This is a genomic window from Terriglobus roseus DSM 18391, from assembly GCF_000265425.1.
GTDB classification, from domain to species: domain Bacteria; phylum Acidobacteriota; class Terriglobia; order Terriglobales; family Acidobacteriaceae; genus Terriglobus; species Terriglobus roseus.
On record NC_018014.1, the window covers coordinates 2,644,737 to 2,671,702 of the forward strand.

General features: G+C 59.1%; 12 protein-coding genes. 4 read left to right on the top strand and 8 right to left on the bottom strand.

Annotated features, from left to right (window positions below):
• Positions 1–53 precede the first annotated feature (53 nt).
• The gene (locus TERRO_RS10960) at positions 54–3,362 is read right to left on the bottom strand and encodes a TonB-dependent receptor (protein WP_169315304.1); all 3,309 of its coding nucleotides are present in this window, start codon (positions 3,360–3,362) and stop codon (positions 54–56) included.
• A 95-nt stretch (positions 3,363–3,457) separates the two neighbouring features.
• Complete coding sequence (locus TERRO_RS10965; RefSeq protein WP_052313327.1) at positions 3,458–4,942, bottom strand: sulfatase family protein; 1,485 nt, start codon at positions 4,940–4,942, stop codon at positions 3,458–3,460.
• A 537-nt stretch (positions 4,943–5,479) separates the two neighbouring features.
• On the opposite strand from TERRO_RS10965, the gene TERRO_RS10975 reads away from it, so the two are divergent.
• Positions 5,480–6,850, top strand: a complete 1,371-nt coding sequence (locus TERRO_RS10975) for an MATE family efflux transporter (protein WP_014786064.1) — start codon at positions 5,480–5,482, stop codon at positions 6,848–6,850.
• A 21-nt stretch (positions 6,851–6,871) separates the two neighbouring features.
• On the opposite strand, the gene TERRO_RS10980 is transcribed toward TERRO_RS10975, so the two are convergent.
• A complete protein-coding gene (locus tag TERRO_RS10980; protein WP_014786065.1) occupies positions 6,872–8,722 on the bottom strand; it encodes a CRTAC1 family protein in 1,851 nt (616 codons plus the stop codon).
• Between the two features lie 47 nt (positions 8,723–8,769).
• A complete protein-coding gene (locus tag TERRO_RS10985) occupies positions 8,770–10,470 on the bottom strand; it encodes a tetratricopeptide repeat protein (RefSeq protein WP_169315305.1) in 1,701 nt (566 codons plus the stop codon).
• A 297-nt stretch (positions 10,471–10,767) separates the two neighbouring features.
• On the opposite strand from TERRO_RS10985, the gene TERRO_RS10990 reads away from it, so the two are divergent.
• Together TERRO_RS10990 and TERRO_RS10995 are read left to right on the top strand one after the other, a co-directional pair.
• Positions 10,768–14,412, top strand: coding sequence for a TonB-dependent receptor (locus TERRO_RS10990; RefSeq protein WP_014786067.1), 3,645 nt, complete (start codon positions 10,768–10,770; stop codon positions 14,410–14,412).
• Positions 14,413–14,492: 80 nt separating this feature from the next.
• A complete protein-coding gene (locus tag TERRO_RS10995; RefSeq protein WP_014786068.1) occupies positions 14,493–15,503 on the top strand; it encodes a tetratricopeptide repeat protein in 1,011 nt (336 codons plus the stop codon).
• Between the two features lie 40 nt (positions 15,504–15,543).
• On the opposite strand, the gene TERRO_RS11000 is transcribed toward TERRO_RS10995, so the two are convergent.
• The 4 genes from TERRO_RS11000 to TERRO_RS11015 all read right to left on the bottom strand — a co-directional run bounded on the left by TERRO_RS11000 (position 15,544) and on the right by TERRO_RS11015 (position 23,149).
• Positions 15,544–17,070, bottom strand: coding sequence for a glycoside hydrolase family 32 protein (locus TERRO_RS11000; protein WP_014786069.1), 1,527 nt, complete (start codon positions 17,068–17,070; stop codon positions 15,544–15,546).
• A gap of 71 nt (positions 17,071–17,141) precedes the next feature.
• Positions 17,142–18,290 (bottom strand): M42 family metallopeptidase, encoded by a 1,149-nt coding sequence (locus TERRO_RS11005; protein ID WP_014786070.1) that lies wholly within the window; start codon positions 18,288–18,290, stop codon positions 17,142–17,144.
• A 190-nt stretch (positions 18,291–18,480) separates the two neighbouring features.
• On the bottom strand, positions 18,481–21,801 hold the full coding sequence (locus TERRO_RS11010) for a TonB-dependent receptor (protein ID WP_014786071.1): 3,321 nt from the start codon (positions 21,799–21,801) through the stop codon (positions 18,481–18,483).
• Positions 21,802–22,024: 223 nt separating this feature from the next.
• Positions 22,025–23,149, bottom strand: a complete 1,125-nt coding sequence (locus TERRO_RS11015; protein WP_014786072.1) for an alpha/beta fold hydrolase — start codon at positions 23,147–23,149, stop codon at positions 22,025–22,027.
• A gap of 253 nt (positions 23,150–23,402) precedes the next feature.
• Between TERRO_RS11015 and TERRO_RS11020 the strand changes: the two genes are divergently transcribed.
• The gene (locus TERRO_RS11020) at positions 23,403–26,861 is read left to right on the top strand and encodes a TonB-dependent receptor (RefSeq protein ID WP_014786073.1); all 3,459 of its coding nucleotides are present in this window, start codon (positions 23,403–23,405) and stop codon (positions 26,859–26,861) included.
• The last annotated feature ends 105 nt before the right edge of the window (positions 26,862–26,966 follow it).

Genomic DNA, 26,966 nt, shown 5'->3' on the forward strand with positions numbered 1-26,966 from the left:
CACGTTAAGACCAAGGGACAGCGGAAGGCGCACTGCCCCATGGTCCGCTTAGGTTAGAACGTGAGCCGAACTGCCGCCTGCACCTGTCGTTGCGTTCCGGAGGTGTCGGTGGGCTTGGTTCCTGCGGTGGACGTGATGGTGCCGAATGCTGTGCTGCCGACGGTCACGTTCGGATTGCCGAGTTGCACATGATTGAGGACGTTGTAGCCCTCAAGGCGGAAGTTCAGGTTGCCACCTTCCCAACGCGGAATTGGAAAGTCACGCTGCACGCTGAGGTTCAACTGGTTTTGTCCAGGGCCACGAATCGCTCCCTTTCGCGTGTTGCCGAAGGTGTACTGCGGCTGCGCTACAAAGCAGCTTGTGTCAAACCATTTGCCGATCGTATGAGGAGCCGCCGCGTTTGCGCTGCAGACCTGGTTGGGACGATTGGTCTGACCGGAGTTCGTAATGTCCGTGCTCGTGGTTGGTGTGAGCGGCTGGCCAGTCTGCCACACATAGATGGGCGAGAGACCCCATCCACCCAGGACAGCGGATGCGAGGCGATTATTCATCACGGCATGGCTACCTGTAGGCAATGAAAAGAGACCGGTGAGCACGTAGCGGAATGGAACGTCGAAGTCGCTCGGACCCCAGTTCGATGCGTGATCGTACGAGTTCTGTAACTGGTCGCCGTTGGTGCAGGTGTCGCACACATCCAACGCCTGGCTCAACAGGCTGAAGCTGCGGCCGTACGTAATGGAGTTGCGAAACTGGATGCCCTTCGAAAAGCGTTTCTCAATCCGCGCGGAGATGCCCTGGTATTGCGTGGCGTTCCAGTCACCGATCTGATTGACTGCGGACTGCGTCACGCTGGAGAGCGGTCTGCGCGACTGCACGGTGGTCCCGTTGTTTACGAGTGGCTGGTTCACGTTCGACCGTCCGAGTAAGTGGACGCCGTGATTGCCGACATAGTTGAACTCCGTCAGCACAGACCATGGCAACTGCTTTTGCACGGAGAGGCTCCACTGCTGCACGTAGCCATATTGCATGTGCTGCACCCAACTGGTGACGCCGCCGGTATAGGTGGGCGAAAGGGTGAAGGTTGCCGGATCAACCGCTGGGGTTCGCGGGATAGATTGCGAGGGGCTTAGCTGGAACGCGGTTCTGGTGTTGATCTGATCGCTGGACTGGCTGATTGCACCATAGTTGTTGTAAGGCGGATTATTTGACAGGCGACTCGTAATGCCCAGGCCCTGGTCCTGCGCATAGAACATGCCGAACGATCCGCGGACCGTCATATCTTTCACACCGGGCACGCGGTAAGCAAAACCGACGCGCGGTGCGATGTTGTTCTTGTCTGCGTAGATGAGCGCACGTGGCAGCCGAGTGTCGATGCCGGCCTTGATGTACTGCAGGTACAACGGGCTGTCCTGATCGGTGATGAAGTTTGCTTCACGGTTGTCAACGTCATAGAAGGGCGTGAAGAGTTCGTAGCGGATGCCGTAGTTCAGTGTCAGATTTGTCGTTACATTCCATTGATCGTTGACGTAACCACCGTAGTACCAGCCGCGTTCCTGACTGCTGAGCGTGGTGCCCGTGTTCACCGAATTCGCATAGCCGAGCAACATGTCGGCGATACCGTATCCGCTGTTGGAACGTGATGTGGGAAGCTGCGTGAAAGCGCCTGTGAAGCCGAGGCTGCCACGGCCGTTGGATGCGGCTTGCGTATTCGGCCGGATCCACATCATCTCGCCGCCCAACTTGGTGAGGTGCCTGCCGTGGGACCACGAGACGTTATCGGCCCAATCCCACACCCCTGATGTCTTATGCAGCGGCGAGTTCCCCACCGCCTGGGAACCGATGGTGCTCTGCCCGGTGATGCTGAAGGTGGGCCAGCCTTCGGTGATGCCTGGGTCAAGAAGGCCGGGGATAAATTCCTGCCGTGCGAAGGTGCCAAGACCATCGTCGGCAATGCTGGTCCAGGAGAAGCGCAATTCATTCAGCAGTTGCTGGGTAATGACACGCGTGTAGCCTGCTCCGATGCCTTTGGAATCGATGCGGGTATTGCCGGGATCCTGCGCTCCGGGCAAGCCGACGCCTGTGAATGTGTTGTTTAGCGTTTCACCGTAGCGGGCGAAGAAACTGTCTTTATTGCTGAGCGTGTAGTCCAGACGGCCGATGCCGTTCTTTACGTCGATCTTGCTTGGAATAAACGAGGTGTAGTAATGCGTAAAGGGGTCGGTCGGACTGGTCGAATTGGGCAGCGGAAACAAATTGGCAAGCTGTTGTCCAAGCGCATTGATGCGAGCTGCGGGGATCCTGTTCTGGGCGAAGGCAGTGCGTGTGTAGTTTGCGCCTGCCTGCGTCGTCGTGGCCGGATCGTACACGGTGTACTTCGACTGGGAGAAGTCACCCGCACGTTCCAGAGCGGTGGGAACCGGTGCCTGACTGAACGATGAGGATTTGGTATGCCGTCCTTCGTACGCGCCGAAGAAGAAGAGGCGATCGCGGATGATGCGACCACCGAAGCTGCCACCGTACTGATTCTGTACGAACTGCTGCTTCGGCGACGCTGCTGTGGAGAAGTATGGTCTTGCGTCCAACACCTTGTTGCGGATGAAGTCATAGGCCGAGCCGTGCCAGCGGTTGGTACCGCTCTTTGTGATGGCGTTTAATAGAGCGCCTGCACCTGCGCCAAACTCTGCGGAGTAGTTTGACGTCTGCACGGTGAACTCCTGCAGAGCATCCAGCGGCGGCCGCACCATGTCACGCTGACCGTTGTCGAGCCCGCGCAGGTAGTTGACGTTGCGCGCGCCGTCTAGCAGAAACGAGTTCTGCAGACCATCGTTGCCATAGGCCACGAACGAGTTATCGCGACCAGCGTTCTGCGGCACGACACCCGGAATGTAGTTCGCAGCCTGCACGTAGTTACGGCCATTCAGTGGAATGTCCGTGAGTTCCTTGTTCTCGATTACCTGCTGGATCGTCTGTGACCTGTCCTCAATCAACGGGGCCTGGCCTGTGACCATGACGGAGTCCGCCGCCTCGCCAAGCTGCAGCGACGGCTGGAGTGTGACAGTTGCACCGACCTGCACGTTGACGGATTGTTGCTGCAGCGTCTTAAAGCCCGGCGCCGCAATACTGATGTTGTACTTTCCCGGGGGAACGAGCGGTACTTCGGCGATGCCCTTGTCATTGGTCTGCAGTATGCGTAACTGGGCGCCTGTGTCGGTACCTGTGACGGTCACTGTGGCGCCGGCAACGGCTGCTCCACCAGCGTCAAAGACCGTGATGCTGATTGCGCCGCTCGCACTCTGCGCATGTAACATCGTGGCCGACAGTGCGAGTGCAATTACTGGTGCACTCCGAAGGATGGATCTCAAGTAAGAAGTTTGCGTCATGTATTTCGCACAGCCAAAGGCCGCGCCTCCTGAAAGGTGTTGCGTTGGTCCGTATCTGAGAGCGTCGTGACTCTGCGTTAGTACGAATCGCCCGGCGCTACGGTGGGTGGCGCGTCAATGTCCAGCGGGTCGCCGAGCTTTGCCTGCATGGCTTTCAACTTCGCGATCATCTGAGTCTTCAAGCCGGCGTGGGATGGATCGTTGGCGAGGTCGTGCATCTCCCAGGGGTCCTTTTCAAGATCGAAGAGTTGGAAGCGCTTGATAGGCACATAGAAGATGAGCTTGTGCTGCTTCGTTCGAATGGATCGCTGGATGATATTGAGCCAGCCGAACATCGCGTCATTGATGGGTTGCGTCGTCTCACCCTTGAGATACGGCTTCAGGCTGGGAAACTCGACATGCGGCGGAACCGGGACACCGGCCAGCTCGCAGGTAGTCGCATACATGCTGTGCTGGTAGACCATCTCGTCGTTATGCGAGCCCGGTTTGATGCCGGGGCCACGTACGATCAGCGGCATGCGCATGGAGCACTCGTACTGATTCTGCTTGCCCATCAGGCCGTGTTCGCCTACGGCCAGGCCGTGGTCCGCCGTCATGATCACGTAAGTGTTATCTGCCTGCCCGCTGCGATCCAGTGCATCGAGCACACGCCCGATCTGGGCATCCATGTGCGTGATGATCGCGTAGTACTCCTTGCGATGCGTCTTCACATCCAGTTCGGTTCTGGGGAACGGCGCCAACTGCTCATCCCGCGTATGAAAGTCACCCTGGTTGAAGGGATGCTGTGGCAGGTAATTGGGAGGAAGCGCGATCTTGTCCACGGGGTACATCGCCTGGTATTCCTCGGGTGCCTGACGAGGATCATGCGGCGCGTTAAATCCGACGTACATAAAGAACGGCTTGTCATGCTCTGCACGCTGCCGATCGAGAAAGCTGATTGCGGAGTCGGCGTAGACCTCTGACGAGTGCTTCGTACTGCCTTCAGGGCCGTTGAGCCACAGGTGCTCGTCCAGCCAGTGCCCTTTCAGCGTGCGGTCGGTCGGGCTCCATGTGTTGCCCGGCGCGGGGCGGTCATACATGTTCTTCGTCGAGTCCAGGTAGCCAGGTCCCGTGGTCGCAATATCCGAGAAGGAGCGCTGCAGCGATACCGCATCCAGATGCCATTTCCCCGTCTGAAAGGTGCGATAGCCGGCGTTGCGGAGCGTTTGGCCCCACACGGGAACCATGCCGGACTGATTGTCCAGAAGAGCCTTCTGCGCCTTGAAGGGCGACAGGCCGGTGTTCAACATGGTGCGGCTGGCGACGCACACGGCTCCGACCCATGAGCCGCTGTGGAAGCAATGGGTGAAGTGCATCCCGCCGTGAACCAGGCGGTCGATGTTGGGCGTATGCACCTCCTGGTTATTGATGGAGTTGATCGTGCGGAACATGAGATCGTCCGCGATGAAGAAGAGAAAGTTTGGCCGAGAACCAGTTGCAGGTTCTGAGGATGCAACGGCGGTGCGCACCTGAGTTGCGGCAAGGGCGGCAGAGGATAGTCCTACAAACTGGCGTCGATTCATGGATTTTTTCTCGAGGGTTTTCGCGTGGCTGGAACGCCAGCAAATTTGGTTGTCGGGAAGCTTAGCAGACAAATGAAACACGCTCAGCACGGCAGCGGTCAGCAGGAGATGAAGATGTTCCGCGAGCGATATGACTCGGAGGCGTGCCCTCTCGGGCAATCTCAACTGCTTACAGGCAACAACAACATGCAGGACGGCTCGGGAGAGCGGCCTGCGCAAGTGTCAGCGACGGAGTGTTCGCGTGCGTACGGGAGTGAGGAGGTGATAAAAGCATGACGTTTCCAAACGTCAGAGATCAGGCATCTGCATGGGCTGCCAGTTGAACTAGTTTGCAGGTACTTCCCTGCCAACCGTTCGTTTGCTTGGATCTCCGAGGCTCTGTTCCCTCCCTGCGCTCAATCGTAACCGAGTCTTCACTCAATGCCCAGCGCAGCTGAACGAATGGTCTCGATCCGATGCGCCAGAAACGTGGACTTTCCCTGTCAATACCGAGAGTTTCGCGTCATGAGTGAGAGCAAATCTCGATAGAATCGTCGGATGGCCCAAACACATCCATGGCGTTCGGAACTGCTATCCATGATGAAACTGGCATGGCCGGTTGTGCTGGCCGAGCTTGGGTGGATGTTGCAGGGTGTGGTCGACGTGATCATGGTGGGCCGGCTGGGTCCCGTCGCGATCGGCGCGGTTGCGCTTGGCAATGCGCTGTACTACGCTCCGTCACTCTTCGGCCTTGGGCTGATGCTGGGATTGGATACCGTGATTGCGCATGCGTACGGCCGTGGCGACCATGAAGCGTGCCATCGCTGGCTGGCGCAGGGTGTCTACGTTGCACTGATTGCTACGTTGCCGCTGATGTTGATCACCTTCGGACTGAGCGCAGTGATTCCACATTTCGGAGTCGCAACGGAACTGATCCATCCCACGCGGACTTACATCGACATCCTGCTGCTGGGCACGCTGCCGCTGCTGCTGTACGCGGCATCACGCCGCTATCTTCAGTCCGTGGGGCAGGTGCGGGTGATCACCATCACCTTTGTCGGCGCAAACCTGCTGAACTGGGGCGGCAACTATGTGCTGATCAACGGCAAGCTCGGCCTGCCCGCGCTGGGTGTGGGTGGATCCGCAATCTCTACGGTGCTGTCTCGATGCCTGATGGCCTTGACGCTATTCGCATTCGCATGGCGTTATGAGAAGCAGCGCGGCCATCCGCTGTTTGAGCACTGGGCAAGGCCGGTGTTGCGCGAGATGCGTGAGTTGCTGAAGCTTGGCCTGCCGGCAGCAACGCAGCTGGTCCTGGAGATTGGCGCGTTTGCGGTGGCTACTGTTCTAGCGGGAAAGATCTCGCCGACCGCGCTGGCTGCGCACCAGATTGTGTTGAACTATGCGGCGCTGGCGTTCATGGTGCCGCTTGGTATCAGCGCAGCCGCGGCCATCGCCGTTGGTCACGCGCTGGGTGCGGGTGATCCGAAGGGTGCGAGGCTGCGCGCTTTGCTGGCACTCGGGCTCGGTGCGGGCTTCATGCTCTGCGTGACGGTGCTGTTCTTTGCCGTGCCGAAATACCTCATCGCGCTGTACACGCATGACAGCGCCGTCACCGCGATTGGCGTACCGCTGTTCGCGCTGGCGTCACTCTTTGCCGTATTCGATGGTGTGCAGATCGTCGCCAGCGGAGCGTTGCGCGGCATGGGTGAGACGCGCATCTCCATGTGGGCGAACCTGATCGGCTATTGGGCCATTGGCGTCCCACTGGGAGCGGTGTTGTGCTTCGTCTTTCACATGGGGATCTTTGGCGTCTGGATTGGTCTGGCGACCGCGCTCATCCTGATCTCGTTCGCGCTTTTTGCGGCGTGGCGAAAGAAGTCGGGAGCACTGCTTCATGCGAGCTCACCTGCTATCGCCTCACACTGAGGTGAGCCGAAGCGTGGGCTCCTATGCCTTTGCAGGCGTGAGCTTCTTTCCCATGGGCGTGGACTTCAACAACTTGCCGCCTTCTTCCAGGACGTGAAGCTGGTTGGCTGGTAGGTCCTTCCAGGTATCCTCGACACCCGAAGGCCAGGTGATCTTCACTGTCTCGGCCTTTGGTGCTACATCGAGTCCGAAGTGCATTCGCAGATCGTTCTGGGAGTAGTAACTGCCGCCGGAACGTAACTCATCCAGTTGCTGCAGCGGCTTGCCTGGTTGGTTTTGTGCAGTAACTACGATTCGCGCACCGATACCGGTTCGATTGCTCTTCGTGCCGACCAGTCGCAACTTGATCCAGTTACGCTGCACCGTGCTGTCGCAGCGTAACAACTGCGGCACGGTGTTGACGCAGTTCACGACAACGTCCATGTCGCCGTCGTTGTCATAGTCACCGAAGGCGCAGCCACGCGCCGTCGCCGGCTCGTTGATGCCGTTCCCTGCGACTTTCGTCACCTCTTCGAACTGACCATTCCGCAGGTTGCGATAGAGGTATTTCTTCTGCGCATAGGGTGCGTCGATGTGTGAGTTATCGACCTCGGGATAAACGTGCCCATTCGAGATAAGGATGTCCGGCCAGCCGTCGTTGTCGGGATCGAAGAAGCCCACGCCCCACCCCAGATAGCGCGTATTGATACCCAGGCCGGATAGATAGGTGTGGTCTTCAAACGTGCCATCGCCGAGATTTTCATAGAGCGAATCCGTGTCCCCCGCAAAGTTCGTCTTCACGATGTCCAGCAGGCCGTCGCGGTTGAAGTCACCGACGCTCACGCCCATGCCGGCCTGCGGCTTACCGTCCGGCGAGTAGGCGATGCCACTCTCAATCGCCTCGTCTTTAAAGGTGCCGTCCTTTTGGTTCCTGTAGAACGTCGCTGCCGTCGAGTCGTTCGCAACGTAGATATCGGGCCAGCCATCGTTGTCCAGATCTGCGACCACCACAGACAGCGCGTACGTTCCAATCGTGTCGAGGATGCCGCTCTTCTTGCTGACATCGGTGAAGGTGCCGTTGCCGTTGTTGCGATAGAGAATGTTCTTCGCACCCTCCAGTCCCGGCGGTCCGCACGCGACCTGGATGCCTTTGTAGGCGCAGCCGGCGGACTCTGGCAGCGGTGCTGTCTTCGGATCGAAGTCGATGTAGTTCGCAACGAAGAGATCCAGGTGCCCGTCCTTGTCGTAGTCGAGAAAGGCGCAGCCGGAGTTCCAGCGCACACGGTCCTGCTTCAGCCCCGCCTTCTCCGTCACATCGGTGAAGGTGCCATTGCCGTTGTTCTTCCAAAGCACGTTCTGACCGTAGTAACTGACGAAAAGATCATTCCATCCGTCATTGTCATAGTCGCCCACGCAGCATCCCTGCCCCCAACCTGCGCGGCCCAGTCCTGTCTGGATGGTCACGTCGGTGAAGGTGCCGTCGCGGTTGTTTTTGAACATCCTCGAGAGGGGCTCCTGCCCCTTTGGAAAACCACTTAGCCTCGATCCATTCACAAGGAAGATATCGAGCCAGTCGTCCTGGTCGTAGTCAAAAAACGCGACGCCACAGCCTGTCGTTTCCAGCAGGAATCGGTTCTTGTGCTCGTCCCCATAGATCGTCTTGGCATGCAGACCACTCTGCGTGGCTACGTCCACGAAGCTGTAGCCCAGAGGCGTTCCAAGGATCGGCGATGCCGCCATCTTCGGCGCACGGGCAGGCGCGTTGTACGTCGGCCGTGACATCCCCTGTTGCGCTTCCTGCGCCGGCACCGCCAGCGAAAGCACATCCTGGAGGCTCAGCACCAGGGCCGTACGCGACAGGCTCTTTAGAAAGGAACGGCGTGAGTTCAACATAGCGACTACTCGTATACCACTTCCTCACGAGAGGACGCACGACGAAACTAGCGCTTCGCCGGGTCCAGGGCCGCAGCTTTTTCACGTTCCGCCTTCGCCTCTGCAGATTGCCCTGTCTGCTGCAGGGCATCTGCCAGGCCACGGTGCGCCTCCGCAGAGTTCGGCGCGGCCGTGACTGCGGCCTGCATCTGCACCAGCGCATCCGTCGCCTTGCCTTGCGCAAGAAGCGCACGACCGCTCCGGAGCGAGAACGTTGCGCGCTGCGCATTAACCGCCACCCTGCTCAGGTTGGCCGCGATCTTGCGTTCCGCAGTCGCCGAGGCGCGGTCTCCGCTCTCCTGCATGACGGACGCCAGCGTGATGTGCGGTCCGGGCGCATCCGGCTGCAGCTTTATCGCCTGCCGCAGGGCCTCCGCAGCCTTTTCAGACTCACCACCCTGCCGGTAGACACTGCCCAGCAGAGCCCACGCTTCTCCATTGTGTGGTTCCAGCATTACTGCCTTCTGTAGTTGTTGAGCGGCCTCCTGGAAACGGCCCTGCTGCATCTCGAGCACACCCAATGTGTACGGCGCGTCCGGCAGGTTTGGGTCGAGTTCTTCAGTCTTGCGCAACTCGGCAGTCGCCCCTGCCACATCATCTTTCAACTTCAGTGCGAGCCCCAGGTCATAGTGCAACTGTACGCTGCCGGGCTCCTTCGCCAGACCCGCGCGAAACTGTTCCAGCGCATGGTCCAGATCGCTCTGCTGCAGGTAAGCGACACCTATGTTCTGACGCAGGAGCGCGTTGTCGCTGTGCGCAAGCGCCGCCTGATAGCGACGAAGCCCGCCCGCAGCATCTCCCGTCTGCACCAGCGCCAGGCCGTAGTTGGTCAGCGCCTCTGCATTCTCTGGCTCTGCGGCTACAAACTTCGCGAACAACGCCAAAGATGCAGCAGCGTCGCCCTGCGCCTGGCGAGCCAGTGCCAGCGCATACATCAGGTGCAACGATGACGGATCGCGCTGCAACGCCGGTTCCAGGACAGCAACGGCGTCATCCGCGCGGTTCAGTTCGACCAGCGCGCGCCCGAACTGCGCAGCCGTTGCGCTCGAAGCATCACCCAGATCAACTGCCTTCTTGAATTCACTCGCAGCCGGCGCCGGCTGATGAAGCGCAAGCAGCACGGATCCCAGGTGCGCGTGTGCCGGGACATACCGGACGTCCGCCGTCAGTGCTGCCTCCAGTTGCGCTTCTGCCTGCTCGTAACGCCGCTGTTGCGCCGTCACCGTCCCCAGTGCGTCCAGCAGCGCAGCGGACGTCTCTCCGCGCTCCACCGCGGCCTTCAATAGAACCTCCGCTTCAGCGGGCGCGCCATTGCCTGAGAGCGCGACGGCGAAAGCGAGCGTCTCGCGTTCTGAGAGTGTAGTGCCCGCCTCCACCGCGGAACGGAAGCTGTTTACAGCATCCGCATACTGCGCACTGTCCTTCTGCGCGATGCCGAGGGTCAGTAGCGCGTGTCCGTCGCGCGGGTCGATACGATGTGCGGTCGACAGTTCGGACACCGCCTCGCGACTCCGTCCCTGCGCAAGCAACACCGTTCCCAGCGCAACGTGTGCTGCTGCAACCTTCGGATACTGACGGACCAGTTGCGTGAAAACGTTTCGCGCTTCATCCAACCGTCCCGCTGCAAACGCCGCTGATCCGCGCGCGTAAAGCTCGCTGGCGTCCGGCCCCCGACCTTGCGCAACTGCACGGGGAATGCAGGAGGCCATCAGTAAGGCAAGAGCGAGCTGTGCGTGAGGGCAAATTCGCATAACGTCAAAATCCGATGGAGATGAGTGCCAAACTTTAGATTGATAACAACTTAGATCGAATGAGTTCTTGGTCCAGCACCGTGCTTCGGTTTACCCTATCAAATTTGACAAATAAGCATTGACAGGAGGCTTTCCACGTCATTAATGTTCGGCGGTCGAAAGCTCCGGAAACGTTGAAGTGATGCGCCCGAACATTGAGATGCATCGCCAACCCGGCGAAGAGCTCCTCGACTTGTCGCACTTGAGGAGGGTCTCATGAGAGTTCTTGGACGCCTTGGACTGGCGCTGGCTGTCACGGTCCTGTCTGTCCCGGGTACTGTCAACGCGCAAGCGGTGTACGGGTCCATCTACGGCACGGTCACAGATAACTCCGGTGCCGCAGTCCCGAACGCTGATGTTGTGGTGACCGATACCGCCAAAGGCACTTCGGTGACCGTGAAGACCAATGAGAGCGGTGCCTTTCGTGCCGACCACCTCGTACCCGATGACTATTCCGTCAAGGTGACGATGCAGGGCTTTAAGAGCTTCGAGCAGACTTCGGTCCACGTCTTTGCGGATACCGCAGCCAAAATCGATGCCCCACTGGCCGTCGGTTCCGCGAACGAAACCATCCAGGTCCGTGCAGATCAGCAGCCACAACTGAAGGCAGATCGCTCCGACGTCTCAACCACTCTCACGGCGAAAGAGATCGTCGACCTGCCTATCGCCGGCCGTAACTTCACCGGCTTACAACTCCTCTTGCCGGGTGCGCAGGAACTGACGTGGAGCCACGCAGCCAGCGAGAACCCCCAGGGGTCGAAGCAGATCGAAGTGGACGGCCAGGCGTTCGCGGGAACCGCCTTCCAGCTTGACGGTACCGACAACCAGGATCCGATTCTAGGAATCATCGTCGTCAATCCAAACGCTGATTCGCTGTCCGAAACCAAGATCACAACGCAGAACTTCGACGCGGAGTTCGGCAAAGCCGTCTCATCCGTCGTGACTGCGCAGACGAAGTCCGGGACCAATGCTTTCCATGGATCTGCGTTTGACTATCGCCAGTCCAACGCCAACTTGGCGCGCGACCCGTTCGTGCAATCCACGAAGTCCGCTGTTCCCGTCGGCCTGAAGAACCAGTTCGGCGGATCGCTTGGCGGCCCAATCCTCAAAGACCGCCTCTTCTTCTTCGGCGACTACCAAGGCGTCCGTCAGAAGGTGGGATCTTCGATTCTGCAGACCGTTCCCACACAGCACCTGATCCAGACCTGTCTTGGCCAGGCCACGGCACTCAGCGGAATCCCCGGCTGCGACTTCACGGAATACGCAAACTACTTCTCCGCCCCAGCCGCAGGTGGATCGGTCGTCGGCAACTTCACCCCCGTCGCGCAGCCATTCATCTTCCGTCCCGGAACAGCGACGGGCTACACCAATAACGTCATTCCGACGGCGCAACTTTCGCAGCCGGCACTCGCTCTGTTGAAGCAATTACAGCCCTATGCTCCGAACACGTCCGGCAGCAATCGTGGCCTCACACAGAACTACTCCGGTAACGGTACCGGCCTGTTTAACAGCGACCAGTGGGACGTTCGCGGTGACTACACGGCCAGCGATCGAATTCATGCTTTCGGCCGCTTCAGTCGCTTCACCGACACACTCACCGGCCCTGTTGCCTTCGGCGTGGCGGGCGGTGCGGGCTTTGGTCTTGGCGGCTATGGCGGCACCTCCAAGGGCGCGAACTCCAGTGCCGCAGCGGGCGTGGACGTGGTGCTCAGCAATAGCCTGATCACCGACGTTCGCCTGGGCTACTTCCGCTACAACATTGCGACGTCGAAGTTTGACGGAGGTCAGAACTCCGCAACGACACTCGGCATCCCCGGCCTCAATACCGGAAGCGTCTTTACCAGCGGCTCACCCGCTTGGAACATTACGGAAGTCGGAGCCTTCGGCGGTCCCAATAACAGCCAGTCTGTCGGACCGCAGTATGGTTCCGGTCTCAACATTAATCGCTGTAACTGCACACTCACGCAGCGAGAGGACCAGTTCCAACTAGCCAATAACTGGACGAAAACCTTCGGGAATCACTCCGTCAAGTTCGGTGCCGATTTACGCTACGCGCGCAATCTGCGCGTCCCAAGCGATAACAACCGCACCGGTGAACTTCGCTTCGGCACAGGCCCCACCAGCGGTGGGAACGCGACCAACGGTCTCGGCTTTGCAACCTTCGTCTTGGGTGATGTCACAACCTTCCAGCGCTACGTCAGCACCTCGACCAACGCGAAAGAGTTTCAGAAGCGTGACTTTTTCTATGCGCAGGACACGTGGCGCATCACGCCGAAGATCACCTTTAATTACGGTCTTCGCTACGAGTTGTACTTCCCGGAAGCAGTCAACGGTAAAGGCAATGGTTCGTTGCTTGATCTGAATACAGGCTTTTTGCGCGTCGCCGGCTTCGGCAATATCGGCTCCAACATGAACTACGGCATGCCGAAGAACACCTACAATCCGCGTATCGGTATTGCGTATCAGGTCACGGACCGGACGGTCGTTCGGGCGGGCTACGGCCGCAGCTTTGACATCGGCGTGTTCGGCTCCATCTTCGGTCATGCGGCAACGCAGAACCTGCCCACGCTTGCTAATCAGTCGCTCACAGGCTCCGGCGGGGACAACGCCACAAACAACGCCAACTTTGCCTTCACCCTGGCGGCAGGTCCTGCCGCTCCAACCCCGGTTACGGTACCTGCCAACGGGTTGTTGCCCAACCCCGGTGATCAGGTCACCTCACGCACGCGTCCTGATCCCCTCCGCCTGCCAACGCTGGATGCCTGGAATGCGAGCCTGCAGCAGTCTCTGACGCCGACGCTGTCGATGACCATCGCCTATGTGGGCAATAAGGGCACGCACACCTTCGGCGACGTCTCGGGCAACACTACCAATCCCAATGAGGCTGCCATTACGCTGCCTGCCGCTTATAGCATCAACGGCGCCACACTGCACTATGACCCGTCCGTTGCCAATGGCATCTCTGCGAATGGCGGCACCAAGAATCAGACCTACCTCACGCGGTACTACGGTGGGAAGCTGCCTGCCTGCGCTGGTAACACCAACGCCACCAATGCTGCAGGGACTGTCGTGCCAGGGGCCTGCGGATGGACGCAGGGCATCACCAATTTCAGCGATGACCTCAACACGCACTACAACGCATTGCAGGTGACGCTCACCAAGTCGATGACTCATGGCTACAGCTTCAACGTTAACTATGCGTTGCAACAGGCGATCAGCCAGAGCACTGGCTTCTCCACTTGGGACAAGAACATCGTTCGTGGCAATGACGGTGCGCTCCGTCGGTCGCAGATCACTGGTTACGGCCTGTTCGAGCTACCCTTCGGCAAAAACAAGATGTTCCTGGGAAATGCGACGGGGATACTGAATCAGATCGTAAGTGGATTTCAGATCAACCCGGTCGTGACTTACTCCAGCGGATTGCCGTTCACCATCACCTCGAATAACTCAGGCAACTGGGTACCGGGCAGTGCACCAAGCCAGCCGAATGGCGAAGCCACGCGTTTCTACAAGACGGTCACCGGCCGTCCCGGAGCGAACCTGAGGTACTTCACCACCGGCACGCTTACGAACAACCCCTACGGTTTCAGCGCACCGGCGCTGGACACCGTGGGCAACCTCGGGCGAAACACGGTCTATGGACCGCGCTTGTTCACGACAGATCTATCGCTCCTGAAAAACTTCACTATCCGGGAACGTTACTCTTTCCAGCTTCGTGCGGATGCCTTCAACGCCTTTAATCACATCAACTTCGGCAATCCTGGGGGATCGCTGGAGACTGGCGGCACCATCACCGCCGGTCCATTCGTCAACGGTGCGAACCCGCGGCAGATGCAGTTTGCAGTGCGAATCCAGTTCTAAGGTCAAGCTGAATCTCCGATTCCCAGGGGGAAGTGCGTCATGCACTTCCCCTTCTTTTCTATGATGGAGATCGCTTCGATATGCGCCAGCAACCCCTATCCGCGCTCTTCCTCTTCGCCGTGCTCACGTCGAACACGTGCGCGCAGTCGACGGAGACTCTCGACAAGCTGCAAGTGCTCGCGAACTCAGGCCGGGGCGTGGAGGCACTGCAGCAGCTGGATACGCTCGTGGCATCGCGGCCGAAGCTTGCCGGCGTTGCGCGAGTTCGGGGCATCGCGCTCTACAACCTCAATCGCTTTCCCGAAGCTGACGCGGCCTTCGCAGATGCTCTCAGCCAGGATTCGCACGATGAAGAGGCAGCGCAGATGCGCGGTCTGACACTCTACCGCCTGGGGCGTCCGCAAGAGGCGATTCCCCTCCTTGAGGGCGCCCACGGCAGCGCGCAGGGGAAGGCAGATCCAACGTATGTCCTGGCGCTCTGCTACGTCGAAGCGCATCGGTACGAAGATGCGCGGCGTGCGTACGCGACGCAATACGGACTTGCTCCAGAGTCTGCGGCAGCGTACCTGCTTGCGGGCCGCATGTTGTTTCGCCGGGAGTTGTTGCCGGTTGCAGAAGGCTTCGCGAAGGAAGCGGTCCGCCGCGATCCGAAGTTACCGCTTGCACATGAACTGCTCGGCGAGATCGCGCTGGCTGGTGGCCGCTTTGAAGAGGCGCAGGCAGAGTTTCAGCAGGAGTCCGCAACGAACCCGCTGGAAGCCGCTCCCTATGAGCGGCTGGGTGATCTGCTTGGTCGACAGGGGAAGTTCGCTGAGGCGCAGGTTGCGCTGCAGCGGGCCGTGCTCCTGGAGCCGAATGCCACCGGGCCGTACATCCTTCTTGGTCGGACGGCGCTGCGCCAGGGCGATGCTGTGGCCGCGCTCACTTATCTTCAAAAGGCCGAAACGATGGATCCAGCCTCAGCCATCACTCACAACCTGCTGGCGCAGACCTATCGTGTGATGAAACGCGACGAGGATGCCGCTCGCGAACTCGATGCGTTACAGAAACTGAATTCGAGTGCAGCTCCTGCGCTCCATGCGATACCGTAGCGTTCCTTCTGGAATGGGAGCGGCGGCTAGAGCCAGGACGTTACGCCTGCGGAAGCGTGGTGAGGCGATCCGGTGAGATTGGGCGGAGGGGCCATGCGGCAGCCTTGGCGACACCGCTCATTTCGATGAGAAGGTCAGGCGCGTTGGGAAGATAGAAGCGCCTGGTGCAGCCCGCACGATGGCCGAGGATGAACTCCAGAACAGAACCGTCCGCGAAAAGATGGATGTCGGCGGTGTCGGTCGCATGGAGCTCGAAGGATTGATCGCCCGCGTGAAAGCGATGCGTTGCCGAGTCATAGTGAACAGCGGCAATCTCCGTGTTGTCGGCTGCGTTGCGGACGATGCACTGCGCGTTGACTCGTGGTGCCGGTGTCGCGAGTATCTCGCCATTTGATTTGGGCAAGCGGACGCGTTGTGTCAGGTTGGAGGTGGAGACCGAGACAGGTGCGCCGCGCAGGGCTTGAAGGGTGGGCAGGGTGTCCATCCGAAGCGTGCCATCGGCATCCAGATGGAGCACACGCGGCAGGCTCATCACGCCGGCCCAGCCTGCTGCAACGGTATCGGACTCCGGGCGTCGCTCAGGGATCCAGCCCCACAGGATGCGATTTCCATGAGCGTCGAGCTGCGTCTTCGGCGCGTAGTAGGTGCCGAGGTCAAGCACGCCGGTCTTGCTCGCCTGGAAGCGCATCGTCTCCGTGTCGAGCTTGCCAGACTGCCAGTAGACCTTGCCTTCGGTGGAGTAGATGAGGACGTGACCGCCATCGAGCGCGAAGAAGTCCGGACACTCCCACATCTCACCGGAGGCGACCTTGTCATCCTGGACGGTGCCGTGCCATTCCCCTTCTGCGAACTTATGAAGGTAGCTCCAGCGCTTGAGATCGCGTGAGCTATAGATGAGTACGCAGCCCCCCTTACCGGACTCGCCGGCGCCGACGGTCATGTAATAAACGCCGCCCTGCTGCCAGATAGACGGGTCTCGGAAGCCGGTAACTTCATGAAGGTCAGCGGGTGGTGTGGGAACAATCGCGTCGGGTTCTTTCGTCCAGTGGAGCAGCATGGGATCGTCGGACCATGCGAGGCGCTGGGACTCACGGAAGTTGGGCTTGCCGCGTGTGGTCGCGTGCGCCGCATCGCTGAGTTCGGTCGCGGTATAGACCGCGTAAACGCGTTTGCCGACGATGAGACATGAACCGGAGAAGATGCCGTAGGAGTCGATGCTGTTGGGTGTCGGTGCGATGGCCAATGGCAGGTGCCGCCAGTGAATCATATCGTCGCTGACCATGTGAGCCCAGCTCATGTTGCCCCACACGGCGGCCTCGGGATTGTGCTGACAGAAGATGTGGTAACGGCCATGTGCGTAGATAGGGCCGTTCGGATCGTTCATCCATCCGCGCGCCGGCATGAGGTGGAACTGCGGACGCATGGTGTCACTGGCGAGCCTGGACTGCGGAACGCGAGCCTGGCCGAACGCACGCGGATCGCAGAGGGTGGCCGCAGTAGCAAGGCTCCAGAGCTGCAGAAAGTTCCTTCGCGAAAGATGCCCTGCGCTGAGTTGTGGCTGCGGCATTGTGTTTCTCCCGGAGCGAACGGCACCATCGTAATGCAGTGGGCAGTCAGGTGTCGTTTCCCTGTCCGCGATCAATTAGATGGCGTGAAGTCCCGCAGGTCATTCACGGTACTCTGCGTAAGACTCTGAAGCAGTGCAACGACAAAGTCCACCGTCTGATCGAAATCCTTCCGGTTCACGATGCCATTGTGAGCGTGTGTGTACCGCACGGGCACGACGATGTTGATCGTCGGCACGCCGCCGTTGCTGACCTGCATCTCGGCAGAATCATCTCCGTAGCCCTGCACCAGATCGTATTGCAGCGGAATCTTGCGCTCTGCGGCCACCTTCTTAACCTGCGCGACGAGCTTGCGATTCGCCAGTGCACTTGAGTCATACAGGAAGATACCGGGGCCACCGCCGAGCTTCGCCTGCGTCTCCTCCGGTCGGCTTCCGGGCGTGTCTCCAACGATGCCGCCCTCGATCGCGATGCCGATATCTGGTTTTACTAACTGCGCGGCTGTTCTGGCGCCACGCAGTCCAATCTCCTCTTGTGTCGTAGCCACGTAGAAGATCTGATTTCCGACGTTGGTGCCTTTCGTACGTTGCATCGCTGCGAGCAACACGGCACATCCGATTCTGTCATCCCACGCTTTGCCAAGATAGTTATCCGTTCCATTCAGCACCATGAAGGGCGCATCGGGCACGACTGGATCGCCGGGCTCTATGCCCATCGCAGCAGCTTCCGCAGCGTTCTTCGCGCCGATGTCCAGCATCAGGCTGTCACGGGGATACACCCTGGTCCGCTCATCCGCCGGGACCACATGAATGTCACGGATGCCGGTGACGCCGTGGACGGGTCCCTTGCTGCCGAGAATGATCCAACGCTGATCGACCAACGCCTGGTCAAGCCAGCCTCCCAGCATCTGCATCGTGAGGAAGCCGTTTGGCGTCACCCGACGGACCATACCTCCGAGCTCATCCATGTGCGCGTCCACCATGATCCGCGGCCCCGCACTTCCCTGCTGCGCGATGACAGAACCCAGGCCGTCGAACTTGATGGAGGATGAGTTTTGCTTCATCACCGGGTACATAATGGCTCGCACTGGCTCTTCCGCTCCAGGAGGTCCCGGCGCATCGGAGAGCTTCTTCAACATGTCGACCGTCGCATCGTTCGTCTGCGCGTGAAGTGTAGTCAAAGGGGTGGCGAGCACGCAGAAGAGCATGATGGATCTAAGCATGAAGACAAAGTAATTAGTCTCCGGGCAAAGGTCAAAAGTAAGTGCCTACCTTGCAATCGTCTCGTAACTCAGACCACCAGATAGCTTCATCGTTTCTTCCCTTTCCGGTGGGAAGACAGACCAGGTCGGAATCAAAGAAAAACGCTCCCGGGAGTTACCCCGGGAGCGTTTGGTCTTGTTCAGGTGTTGGTTAGAAGGTGAACTTGCCCCAGAGAACAATGTTTCTGCCGAGGGAACCCTGGCGAGCCAGCGATTGCGTTTCAAAGCTGGTCGGGCCGGTGCCGTACTGCAGGATGTCGGTTTCCAGGTACGGTCCACGATCGTTGTGATTAGCGATGTTCTGGACATCCATGCGCAGCAGGAGGAGACCGCGCTCCAGGCCAAGCAGCCCCGTGCCGAAGCCCTTCTGAACAGTAATGTCGTTGCGTGTGGTGCCGGGGTTGGAAAAGCTGTTGCGTCCCAGCAACCGCGAGTTGAACTGCCCGGACCGGTTGTTCGGGATCAGGAAGTGTACTTGGTCTGCAGTGACCGGAATCAAGGCACCATTGCTGGGATCGTTGAACGCAACATTGTTGTAGTAGACACCGGGAGTGCCACCAACAAAGCTACCGTCGATGCCGACTGTCTGGAACGGTGCACGAGCATTCCCAAGTATCGGACGATCGTTCGCAGCGGATCCGTCTCCGTTGTTATCCAGAGAACCAAGGCGGAAGGTACCGTAGGAACCACTCTGGAACTGCTCCACACCGGCAAAAGTGTAGTTACGGGTCAGTGCGCCGACGATGGTATCAGCGAACTTATTCGCAACGTGGAAGCCCTTGGGGGTGAAGGCATACGAGATCGATGCGTAGTGACGGTGGTCGAAGGCAGACGGTGCATACTCCTGCCGGCGTCCCACGGGTCCCAGGATCGCAGGTGCGGACGTGTTGCTGTCGCCGATAGCGAAGATTTCCGAACCGTTATCGAGGCTCTTGCTGAAGGTGTAGTTCGCGTGAACCGACAGGTACGAACCAAAGCGGCGCGAGAACTCGGTCTGCAGGCCGTTGTAGTTGCCGGAAGCAGAGTTATCGCGCACGGTGATGGCACCGCGCGACGTATTCAGGCGCGTTCCCGTAACGCCGCTAAACGGGTTCAGGGTTGAATTTGCAAACAGGTCGTACGAGCGAACGCCCACATAACGCACAGCAAGAATCGCATTAGCTACCGACTGCTCGATGCCCAGGTTGTACTGATAGCTCACCGGATTCCGGAGATTGCTCGAAACTGTCGTCTGACTTGCATTCGTGTTCAGCGTGGGAGTGAAGCTCGCCAGTGCTGCATTCGCATTCGCAATGCCCACACCGGTGTTGCTGGTGAGCGAACCTGCGATAGCATTCGGAGCAGACTGCGCAGCGTTCGTCACAAAGTTCGAGAAATAGCTGTCGTAGAACATGCCGAAGCCGCCACGCAGTACCGTCTTGCCCGAACCGAACATACCGCCCTGATTCGGCGTGTACGCGAAACCGATGCGCGGGGAAAGATTGTTCTTGTCGTTCTTTACTCGGACGACCGTGGTAAGCGGCTGGTAGGGGTTGCTCTCGTCGATACCAGGGTAGGCCAGGGAGTTTTCCGGGTTACCCGTGTAGTCGTAACGCATGCCCAGGTTCACAGTGAAGTTCGGTGCGAACTTCACGTCGTCCTGAAAGAAGAAGCCGGAACGCCATACGTGCGGATCGGTACGGCGGGGTCCGATCGTCTTGGTAACGCTGCCGGAGGATCCGGTCTGGTTCGCAAGGAAGTTCTGCAGTGCGCTTTGGGCAGTTCCCTTCGCGTAGTTGATCGTGCCAGCGTTCACACCGATGGTGTCCTTCTCTAACTGGCGGCCAATATCGAAGCCTGCGCGGATGGACTGGCGACCGTGCGTGTAGGTGAAGGTGTCCTGCACCTGGTACAGATCTTCAGCACGTCCCTGCGGGAAAGCTCCCGTCTGGGGACCGAGAGACGAGGAGGGAAATCCTGGCAGGTTCAGCAGAGGCAACGAGTAGGCGGGATTCGCCAGGGTAGCGGCTGTGGGTGCAAACGAGAAGTTGATGCGCGTTTCACTGACACGCAGTTCGTTCAGAACGTTGCCCGTGAAGACGTGTGTCCAGCTACCGGCACCCAGTTCCGAGGTGCCGCCCTGCTGTGTGTCCAGTCCCAGTGCGCCACCAGCTTCGTTCGCGAAGAAATCCGGCGTCAGAAGCTGACGGTCATGCAGGTAACGGAAGTAGAAGGAGTCCTTGTCGCTTGGCTTGAAGTCAACTCGAACACTCCATTGTGTATCCGGATTCTGCAGAGCAGCCGCAGGACGCTGAAAGAGTGCTTCTTCAACGAAGCAATTTCCACCCTGCGCACTGGCCGCGCAACCCGGCTGCACTCCAATATTGACGTTTGACGTCGGCTGATTCGTCACCTGGGCGTACGAGCCTAGGTAGGCGTTGTTCGCGGTGTATTGCTTCAGCAGTGCCACCTGCTGCGCGGAGACGCCCGTCAGGCTGTTCAGTGTTGCCACGCCTGCGGCAGTGGGTAACGTCACGGGGCTGATCTGAGTGTTGCCGTAGAAGCGCTGGAACTGTGTGCCACCGTAGACAAAGAGCTTGTCCTTGATGATGTAGCCGCCGCCCGTTGCTCCGATGGTGTGGCTCGTCTGACGCGGGTTGGGTGTGTCTGTACCGCGGAGGGAGTTCGGAACAGCGTTCAGGCCTGCGCTCGTGTAACGGTCATACACCGAACCGTGGAAGGAATTCGATCCCGATTTGGTGACCAGATTGAACACGCCACCGCCCGAACGGCCAAACTCTGCCGAGGCGACGCTGGTCAGGACCGTCAGGTTCTCATAGAGGTCGGGGATGTTCGGCTGAAATGCTTGACCGCCGATGCCGACGTCATTGATCTCCTGACTGTCCAGCAGGAAGTTGTTCGAACGGGGACGCGCGCCATCCACCTGGAGGTTAACGCCGTTACTCAACTGATTAGTGTCGGGGGCAGGGACAGTCTGTACGCCTGGAACGGTCGATGCCAGTTCCAGCGGATTCAGCGTGAATACGGGGAGCTTTGCGAGCTCGTTAGCGCTGATCGTTCCGGCGAGCTGGCCGTTTTCGGTATTAAGCGTCTCGCCCGATGCTTCCACCGTGATGGTGTCGCCGCGCGAACCAACATTCAAGGTCACGTTGTACGTGGTAACTGTCGAGGAGCCAACGGAGACGTGCTGCGCCGTGAACTTCGAGAAGCCCTCATGCTCTGCACTGATCGTGTAGTTTTCCGGGCTGAGTGCGTCGACTCGGAAGGAACCATCGGCACCGGTCGTCAGGGTACGGGTTTCGCCCGTCTGTTCGCCCTTGATGGTGATGACGGTCTGGCCGATTGCGGCTCCGCTGGGATCTTTCGCTACGCCGGAGATGGCGCCTTTACTGGTCTGCGCGAAAGCCATTCCGTTTGCGAGAACGCACGAGGCCGCGACGGCCAAAACTGGCATGAAGGGGGAACGCTTCAATGAATACTCCTAGTTTGTCGAGCTGACTGGGTGGGGGCCCGCAGTAGTATTGGCAATCCAAGGGCCAATCTCAAGTTGTTGAAAATGAGGCTCGCATAGCGATATCTCGCCTTGCACCACAAGAATTAAATGAATATTCATAGGCGACCTACAACAAACGGAATCCGCCAAACGCCATCGATTTACGCGTCATTGAAATAGTTTTGACTCATCCATCGCGGAATCAATGATTCAGAAAGGCGGTGATTTGTTCATTGAGGAACGTTCTGTCGGCTGGGCTGGCTCCGGCTCCGGCAGGGTGGCCCCACAGAGATGGGATGGGTGTCAGCGTGACGTGCGGGATGAAGGCCGCTTCGTATCTTGCGTCTTCCAGGGGGAAGTAAAGATCCGTGGCTGAGGGCATGTAGAGGAACGGAACCTCGATCGATCGAAGGGCCTGCTCGACATCGCCATTGAAGTTGGTCGGTTTTCCCTCCGCCAGTGTCGTATTGCCGACGTTGTTCGACTCCCAGGTGCGCGCCTGCAGGATGTAGTTGTTCGCGTCGGCGCTGAAGCGTTTGCGGAAGCTGAACATGTACTGCTCGAAGGTGGTGCCGGGCGCTGCGGTGGTGCGCCAGAGTTCCTTGCGCCACCACTCCTGCGAGTAGAGCCAGCCGGCCCAGACCATGCCGAAGGCCTCAAGTCCCTTCTCCGGCTCGGTCTTGTACTCGCCGTTCATGAAGGCAGGGTCGGCGGTGAGCGCGGCGATCTGGCCTTCAAGCCGAACGATCCCGTGGCCGTAGGTTTTGGCGGTGCCGCTTGTCGCGACGGCCCGGTCCATGAATGTGGGGTAGCTGACTGCCCACTGAAAAGCCTGCTGCGCCCCCATGGAAAAGCCAATGACCGCGCGCAGGTGCTGGATGTGCAGTTGCTCGATGAGCATCTGGTGCACAGCGTTTACGTTATCGCGGATGGTCATGACCGGAAAGCGTGGTCCGTCGAAGGGCGGCGGGGTGTTCGACGGAGAAGAGCTGCGGCCGTTGCCGAAGAGCTCGGAGGTGATGAGGAAGAGCTTTGAAGGGTCGAGGGCGCCTTTCGGGTAGTCGGGCGACTTTACTAGGAATTGGTAGCCCGTAAGGTTGGCCATGTAGTGCGAAGGAAGCAGGACCGCATTGGAGTGATCGGCGTTGAGCGTGCCGGTCGTGCCGTAGACGATGTGGGCTTCGGGAAGGACGACCCCGGACTCGGTTTTGAAGTTGTGAAGAACAAATTCATGGCGTTCGGGCGTCTGCGCCACCGTTTTCACGGGAGATTGACATACCGCGATGAGGTTGGATGAGAGGGTGAGCAGGATCAGGAGGCGGCGCATATCGAGAGAATATGCCGACTTTACGGTCAGTGGAACCACTTAGAGCGCTTCTGTCCGCGACTGATTCTCTGTCCTTTTACATATGACCACAAGTATATGATTTTTCATCAACTTCCAGACTTTCATAGATTGCCGCTAGAGCTCGAAAATTGCTTGACAGTGATAGTTTCAAGCGGGTAAAAAGTCAACGCTACACAATACGATTCATCCATGTTTTGAACTTACGTTTTCTGTTTTTCTTTGGAGGCTTTTGATGTATTCCTCACGATTCGCAATGAGGTCGCTGTTTGCGGCTTCTATGCTGATTCCCCTGGCGCATAGCGCTGTGGCGCAATCAGACGCTTCATCCCTATCGGGAACGGTGACCGACGCATCGGGCGCACTGCTCCCCAACGCAAAGGCAACAATCCACAGCGACGCAACCGGTTCCGACATCGTCGTCACCACCAACGCGAGCGGTAACTTCACGGTTCCGAACGTCCGTCCGGGCAACTACTCGGTCAAGATCGAGTCCGCGGGCTTCCAGTCCGTTACCTTGACCGCAGTTGCGGTGGATCCCAGCATCGGCAAGCACGTCGACATCAGCATGAAGGTCGGCGATGCCGGCACCTCGGTGAACGTCGAAGCCAACATCAACACCGTGCAGACGGAGAGCGCCGTCGTCGGTCAGCTCGTCACGCAGGAGCAGGTCAAGAGCATTCAGCTCAACGGCCGTAACCCGCTGTACCTTGCTCAGCTGGAGCCCGGCGTCGTACGGAATGCGCCGATGGCATCGTTCTCGTTCGGTCTGGACAACGGCCTGAACATCGGTGGCTCACGTTCGCAGGAGAGCGTCATCACACTGGACGGCGCACCCATGGTGCGTACCCGTTCCAACGGCACCAGCGTTGGCGTCGCCGACGTGGACTCCACCTCGCAGGTGCAGATCCTCACCAGCAGCTACCAGGCTGAGTACGGTCGCACGGCAGGCGGCCAGGTCCGCATGGTTCCCAAGAGCGGCACACAGGACTTCCACGGTTCGGTGTTCGAGTACCTGCGTAACAACTTCTTCAATGCAAACACCTGGCAGCGCAAGCTCCCCACCAACGACGCGAGCATCCGGAACCACCCGGCAGCTTTCCGTTACAACCAGTTCGGCTTCAACATCAACGGCCCGCTGTACATCCCCGGCTTCTTCAACAAGAGCAAGCAGCACCTGTTCTTCTTGTTCGGCCAGGAGTACGTGCGGTACAACAATGCCGACACCGTCTTCCGCCGCGTTCCGACCGCGCTGATGCGCACCGGTAACTTCAGCGAACTGCTCGCACCGAACATCTTCTACAGCGGTGCGCAGCAGATTGTGAACCCGACCACCGGCGCCAACTATGCTGGCAACGTCATCCCGACGACCGATCTCAGCGCCAACGGCCTGGGTCTTCTGAAGGCTTTCCCGGATGCTAATGCAGCAGGCCCCAACTACAACTGGGTGGACGCCGCGACGCAGCAGCAGACGCAGCGCAAGGACACACTGGTGGTTGACTGGGTACCGGCAGACGCACATCGCGTTCGCCTCAGCATCCTGAACTACAACTATCACCAGTTTGAGCCGCACTACGGCAACTTCAACCGCAATCCGCGTATCTTCGACCGTCCGAACCAGATCGGCGTCGTGCACTATTCGTGGACGATCAACCCGACCACGGTGAACGAAGCGATCTTCTCTGCCGCTTCGGATCACGTGACCATCGGTATCGATCAGTCCAGCGGACTGTTTGACCGTACCCGCTACGGCATCAACTATCCGTATCTGTACTCGTCTGCCACCAAGACGATCCCCAACAAGATCCCGACGGTTCAGCTCCCCAACTTCGACCTGCTGGACGGCGGTCCTTACCCGTCGCGTTCGGGCGGTATCGTCTACACGATCGCCGATAACCTCACCAAGGTCATCGGGAACCACACGCTGAAGTTTGGCGTGGTTGCCGAGTACTCCGGTGAGAACAACTTCGATCAGATCACGGTCTCAAACACGCCTGGATCGACGAACAACCAGAACGGCAAGTTCACCTTCACAGACTCGCGGGTCGGTGGCACCTCGAGCAAGGTCGGCGTAGCGAACGCCGCATTGGGTCTCTTCGATCAATACGGCGAAATCGGTCAGCGTTCCTACACCGTCTACCGGGCATGGATGTACGAGGGTTTTGCGCAGGATGCATGGCGCGTGACACCCAACCTCGTGGTTGAGGCAGGTATCCGTTACAGCTTCTACAACCCGTACTACGCCAAGTGGGGCAACCAGTCCGTCTTCAGCCAGAAGGACTACAACACCGGCAATCAGGCAACGGTCAATCGCGCGACCGGTGTTGTTACCGGCAGCGATCAGCAGCGCTTGAACGGCGTCGTTATCCCGGGCAGCAGCTTCCCCGGCAGCGCGCAGGGACACGTTTCTGCTGACATTCTGGCAAACGGCTACTCGTACCTCTTCCGCGGCTACAGCAACCAGTACTCGCCAACGGTGAAAACGAACATCCAGCCGCGCTTCGGCATCACCTATCAGCCGCACCCCGGTATGGTGATCCGTGCAGGTGGTGGACGTTACGTGCAGCGCCTAGGCATCACGGACAACGTCTTTACGGGTGGCAACACGCCCTTCCAGCCGTCGTCAACCGTGCAGTTGGGTAGCGTCAATGCACCGGGTGGTGTGGGAGTCAACAACTTCCCGCTGAACTACTCGTCGCAGGCCTTCAACTACCCCAGCCCAGAGGCATACAACTGGAATGCAACCGTCGAACAGGAGTTCCCTTCCCTCGGCGTGCTGACCCTGGCCTATGCCGGTCGTAAGGGCATTCACCTGGAGAACATCCTGAACGTGAACCAGCTTCAGCCTGGAACCGTGCAGGCTAATCCTGGCGTCAACCAGGATGCGCTGCGCCCCTACAAGGGCTTCAGCAACATCAACCAGGCGACCAACAGCGGTTCTTCCAACTACCACTCGCTGCAGGCAAACTTCCGTCGCCGTCTCACCAAGGGTCTGCTCCTGGGTGTGGCGTACACGTGGTCGAAGGCGATGGACTTTGGTTCCAGCAATGGCACCAATCTGCCCAACGCATTTGACAAGAACATCAACTACGGCCGTGCAGACTTTGATCGCCGTCACGTGTTCCTTGCGAACTTCGTCTACAACATCGACCAGTTCAACCACTCGTCGCACTTCATCAACCGCGCAGCGCTCGGTCACTGGCAGTTCTCCGGTACCCTGCAGGCTCAGACGGGCGCACCGTTGAACGTGACCACCACGGTTGACTTTGCGGGTGTCGGACCTGGTTCGGGAAACCAGCTGGTTCCCACCACAAAGTCAGTCTCGACCTCCAAGAACTTTGCGGGTCAGTCGAGCACGGCAACGTGGTTCGATACGAGCGCCTTCGTAACGTCCAACGCTGTTCTGAATTCCACGTACGCCGGTCGCTTTGCGCCGCGCGGAACGAGAAATCAGATTCAGGGACCTGGCTTCCAGAGCTACAGCGCTGCGCTGAACAAGGCGTGGACGCTGATCCCTGGCCACGACAGCACGCAGCTGAACTTCCGTGCGGAAGCCTTCAACCTGCTGAACAAGCCCACTGCCGACAACCCGGATCTCACCTACACCTCCGGTACGTTTGGACAGAGCAAGACCAAGGGCGGCACCTATGACCTGGGACGTCAGTTCCAGTTCAGCCTTCGCGTGGCTTTCTAAGCACTCTCCGCTGGTCCAACGTTGTACGTAACTGAAGTCGCACCACACAAAACCCGGTTGGCCCGAATAACACTCGGTCCAACCGGGTTCTGTATTTGCATCGGC

Bases quoted from the DNA above. Each gene is read 5' to 3' on its own strand.
- TERRO_RS10965 (WP_052313327.1), bottom strand. From the start codon at position 4,942: ATGAATCGACGCCAGTTTGTAGGACTATCCTCTGCCGCCCTTGCCGCA.
- TERRO_RS10975 (WP_014786064.1), top strand. From the start codon at position 5,480: ATGGCCCAAACACATCCATGGCGTTCGGAACTGCTATCCATGATGAAA.
- TERRO_RS10980 (WP_014786065.1), bottom strand. From the start codon at position 8,722: ATGTTGAACTCACGCCGTTCCTTTCTAAAGAGCCTGTCGCGTACGGCC.
- TERRO_RS10985 (WP_169315305.1), bottom strand. From the start codon at position 10,470: ATGGCCTCCTGCATTCCCCGTGCAGTTGCGCAAGGTCGGGGGCCGGAC.
- TERRO_RS10990 (WP_014786067.1), top strand. From the start codon at position 10,768: ATGAGAGTTCTTGGACGCCTTGGACTGGCGCTGGCTGTCACGGTCCTG.
- TERRO_RS10995 (WP_014786068.1), top strand. From the start codon at position 14,493: ATGCGCCAGCAACCCCTATCCGCGCTCTTCCTCTTCGCCGTGCTCACG.
- TERRO_RS11000 (WP_014786069.1), bottom strand. From the start codon at position 17,070: ATGCCGCAGCCACAACTCAGCGCAGGGCATCTTTCGCGAAGGAACTTT.
- TERRO_RS11005 (WP_014786070.1), bottom strand. From the start codon at position 18,290: ATGCTTAGATCCATCATGCTCTTCTGCGTGCTCGCCACCCCTTTGACT.
- TERRO_RS11015 (WP_014786072.1), bottom strand. From the start codon at position 23,149: ATGCGCCGCCTCCTGATCCTGCTCACCCTCTCATCCAACCTCATCGCG.
- TERRO_RS11020 (WP_014786073.1), top strand. From the start codon at position 23,403: ATGTATTCCTCACGATTCGCAATGAGGTCGCTGTTTGCGGCTTCTATG.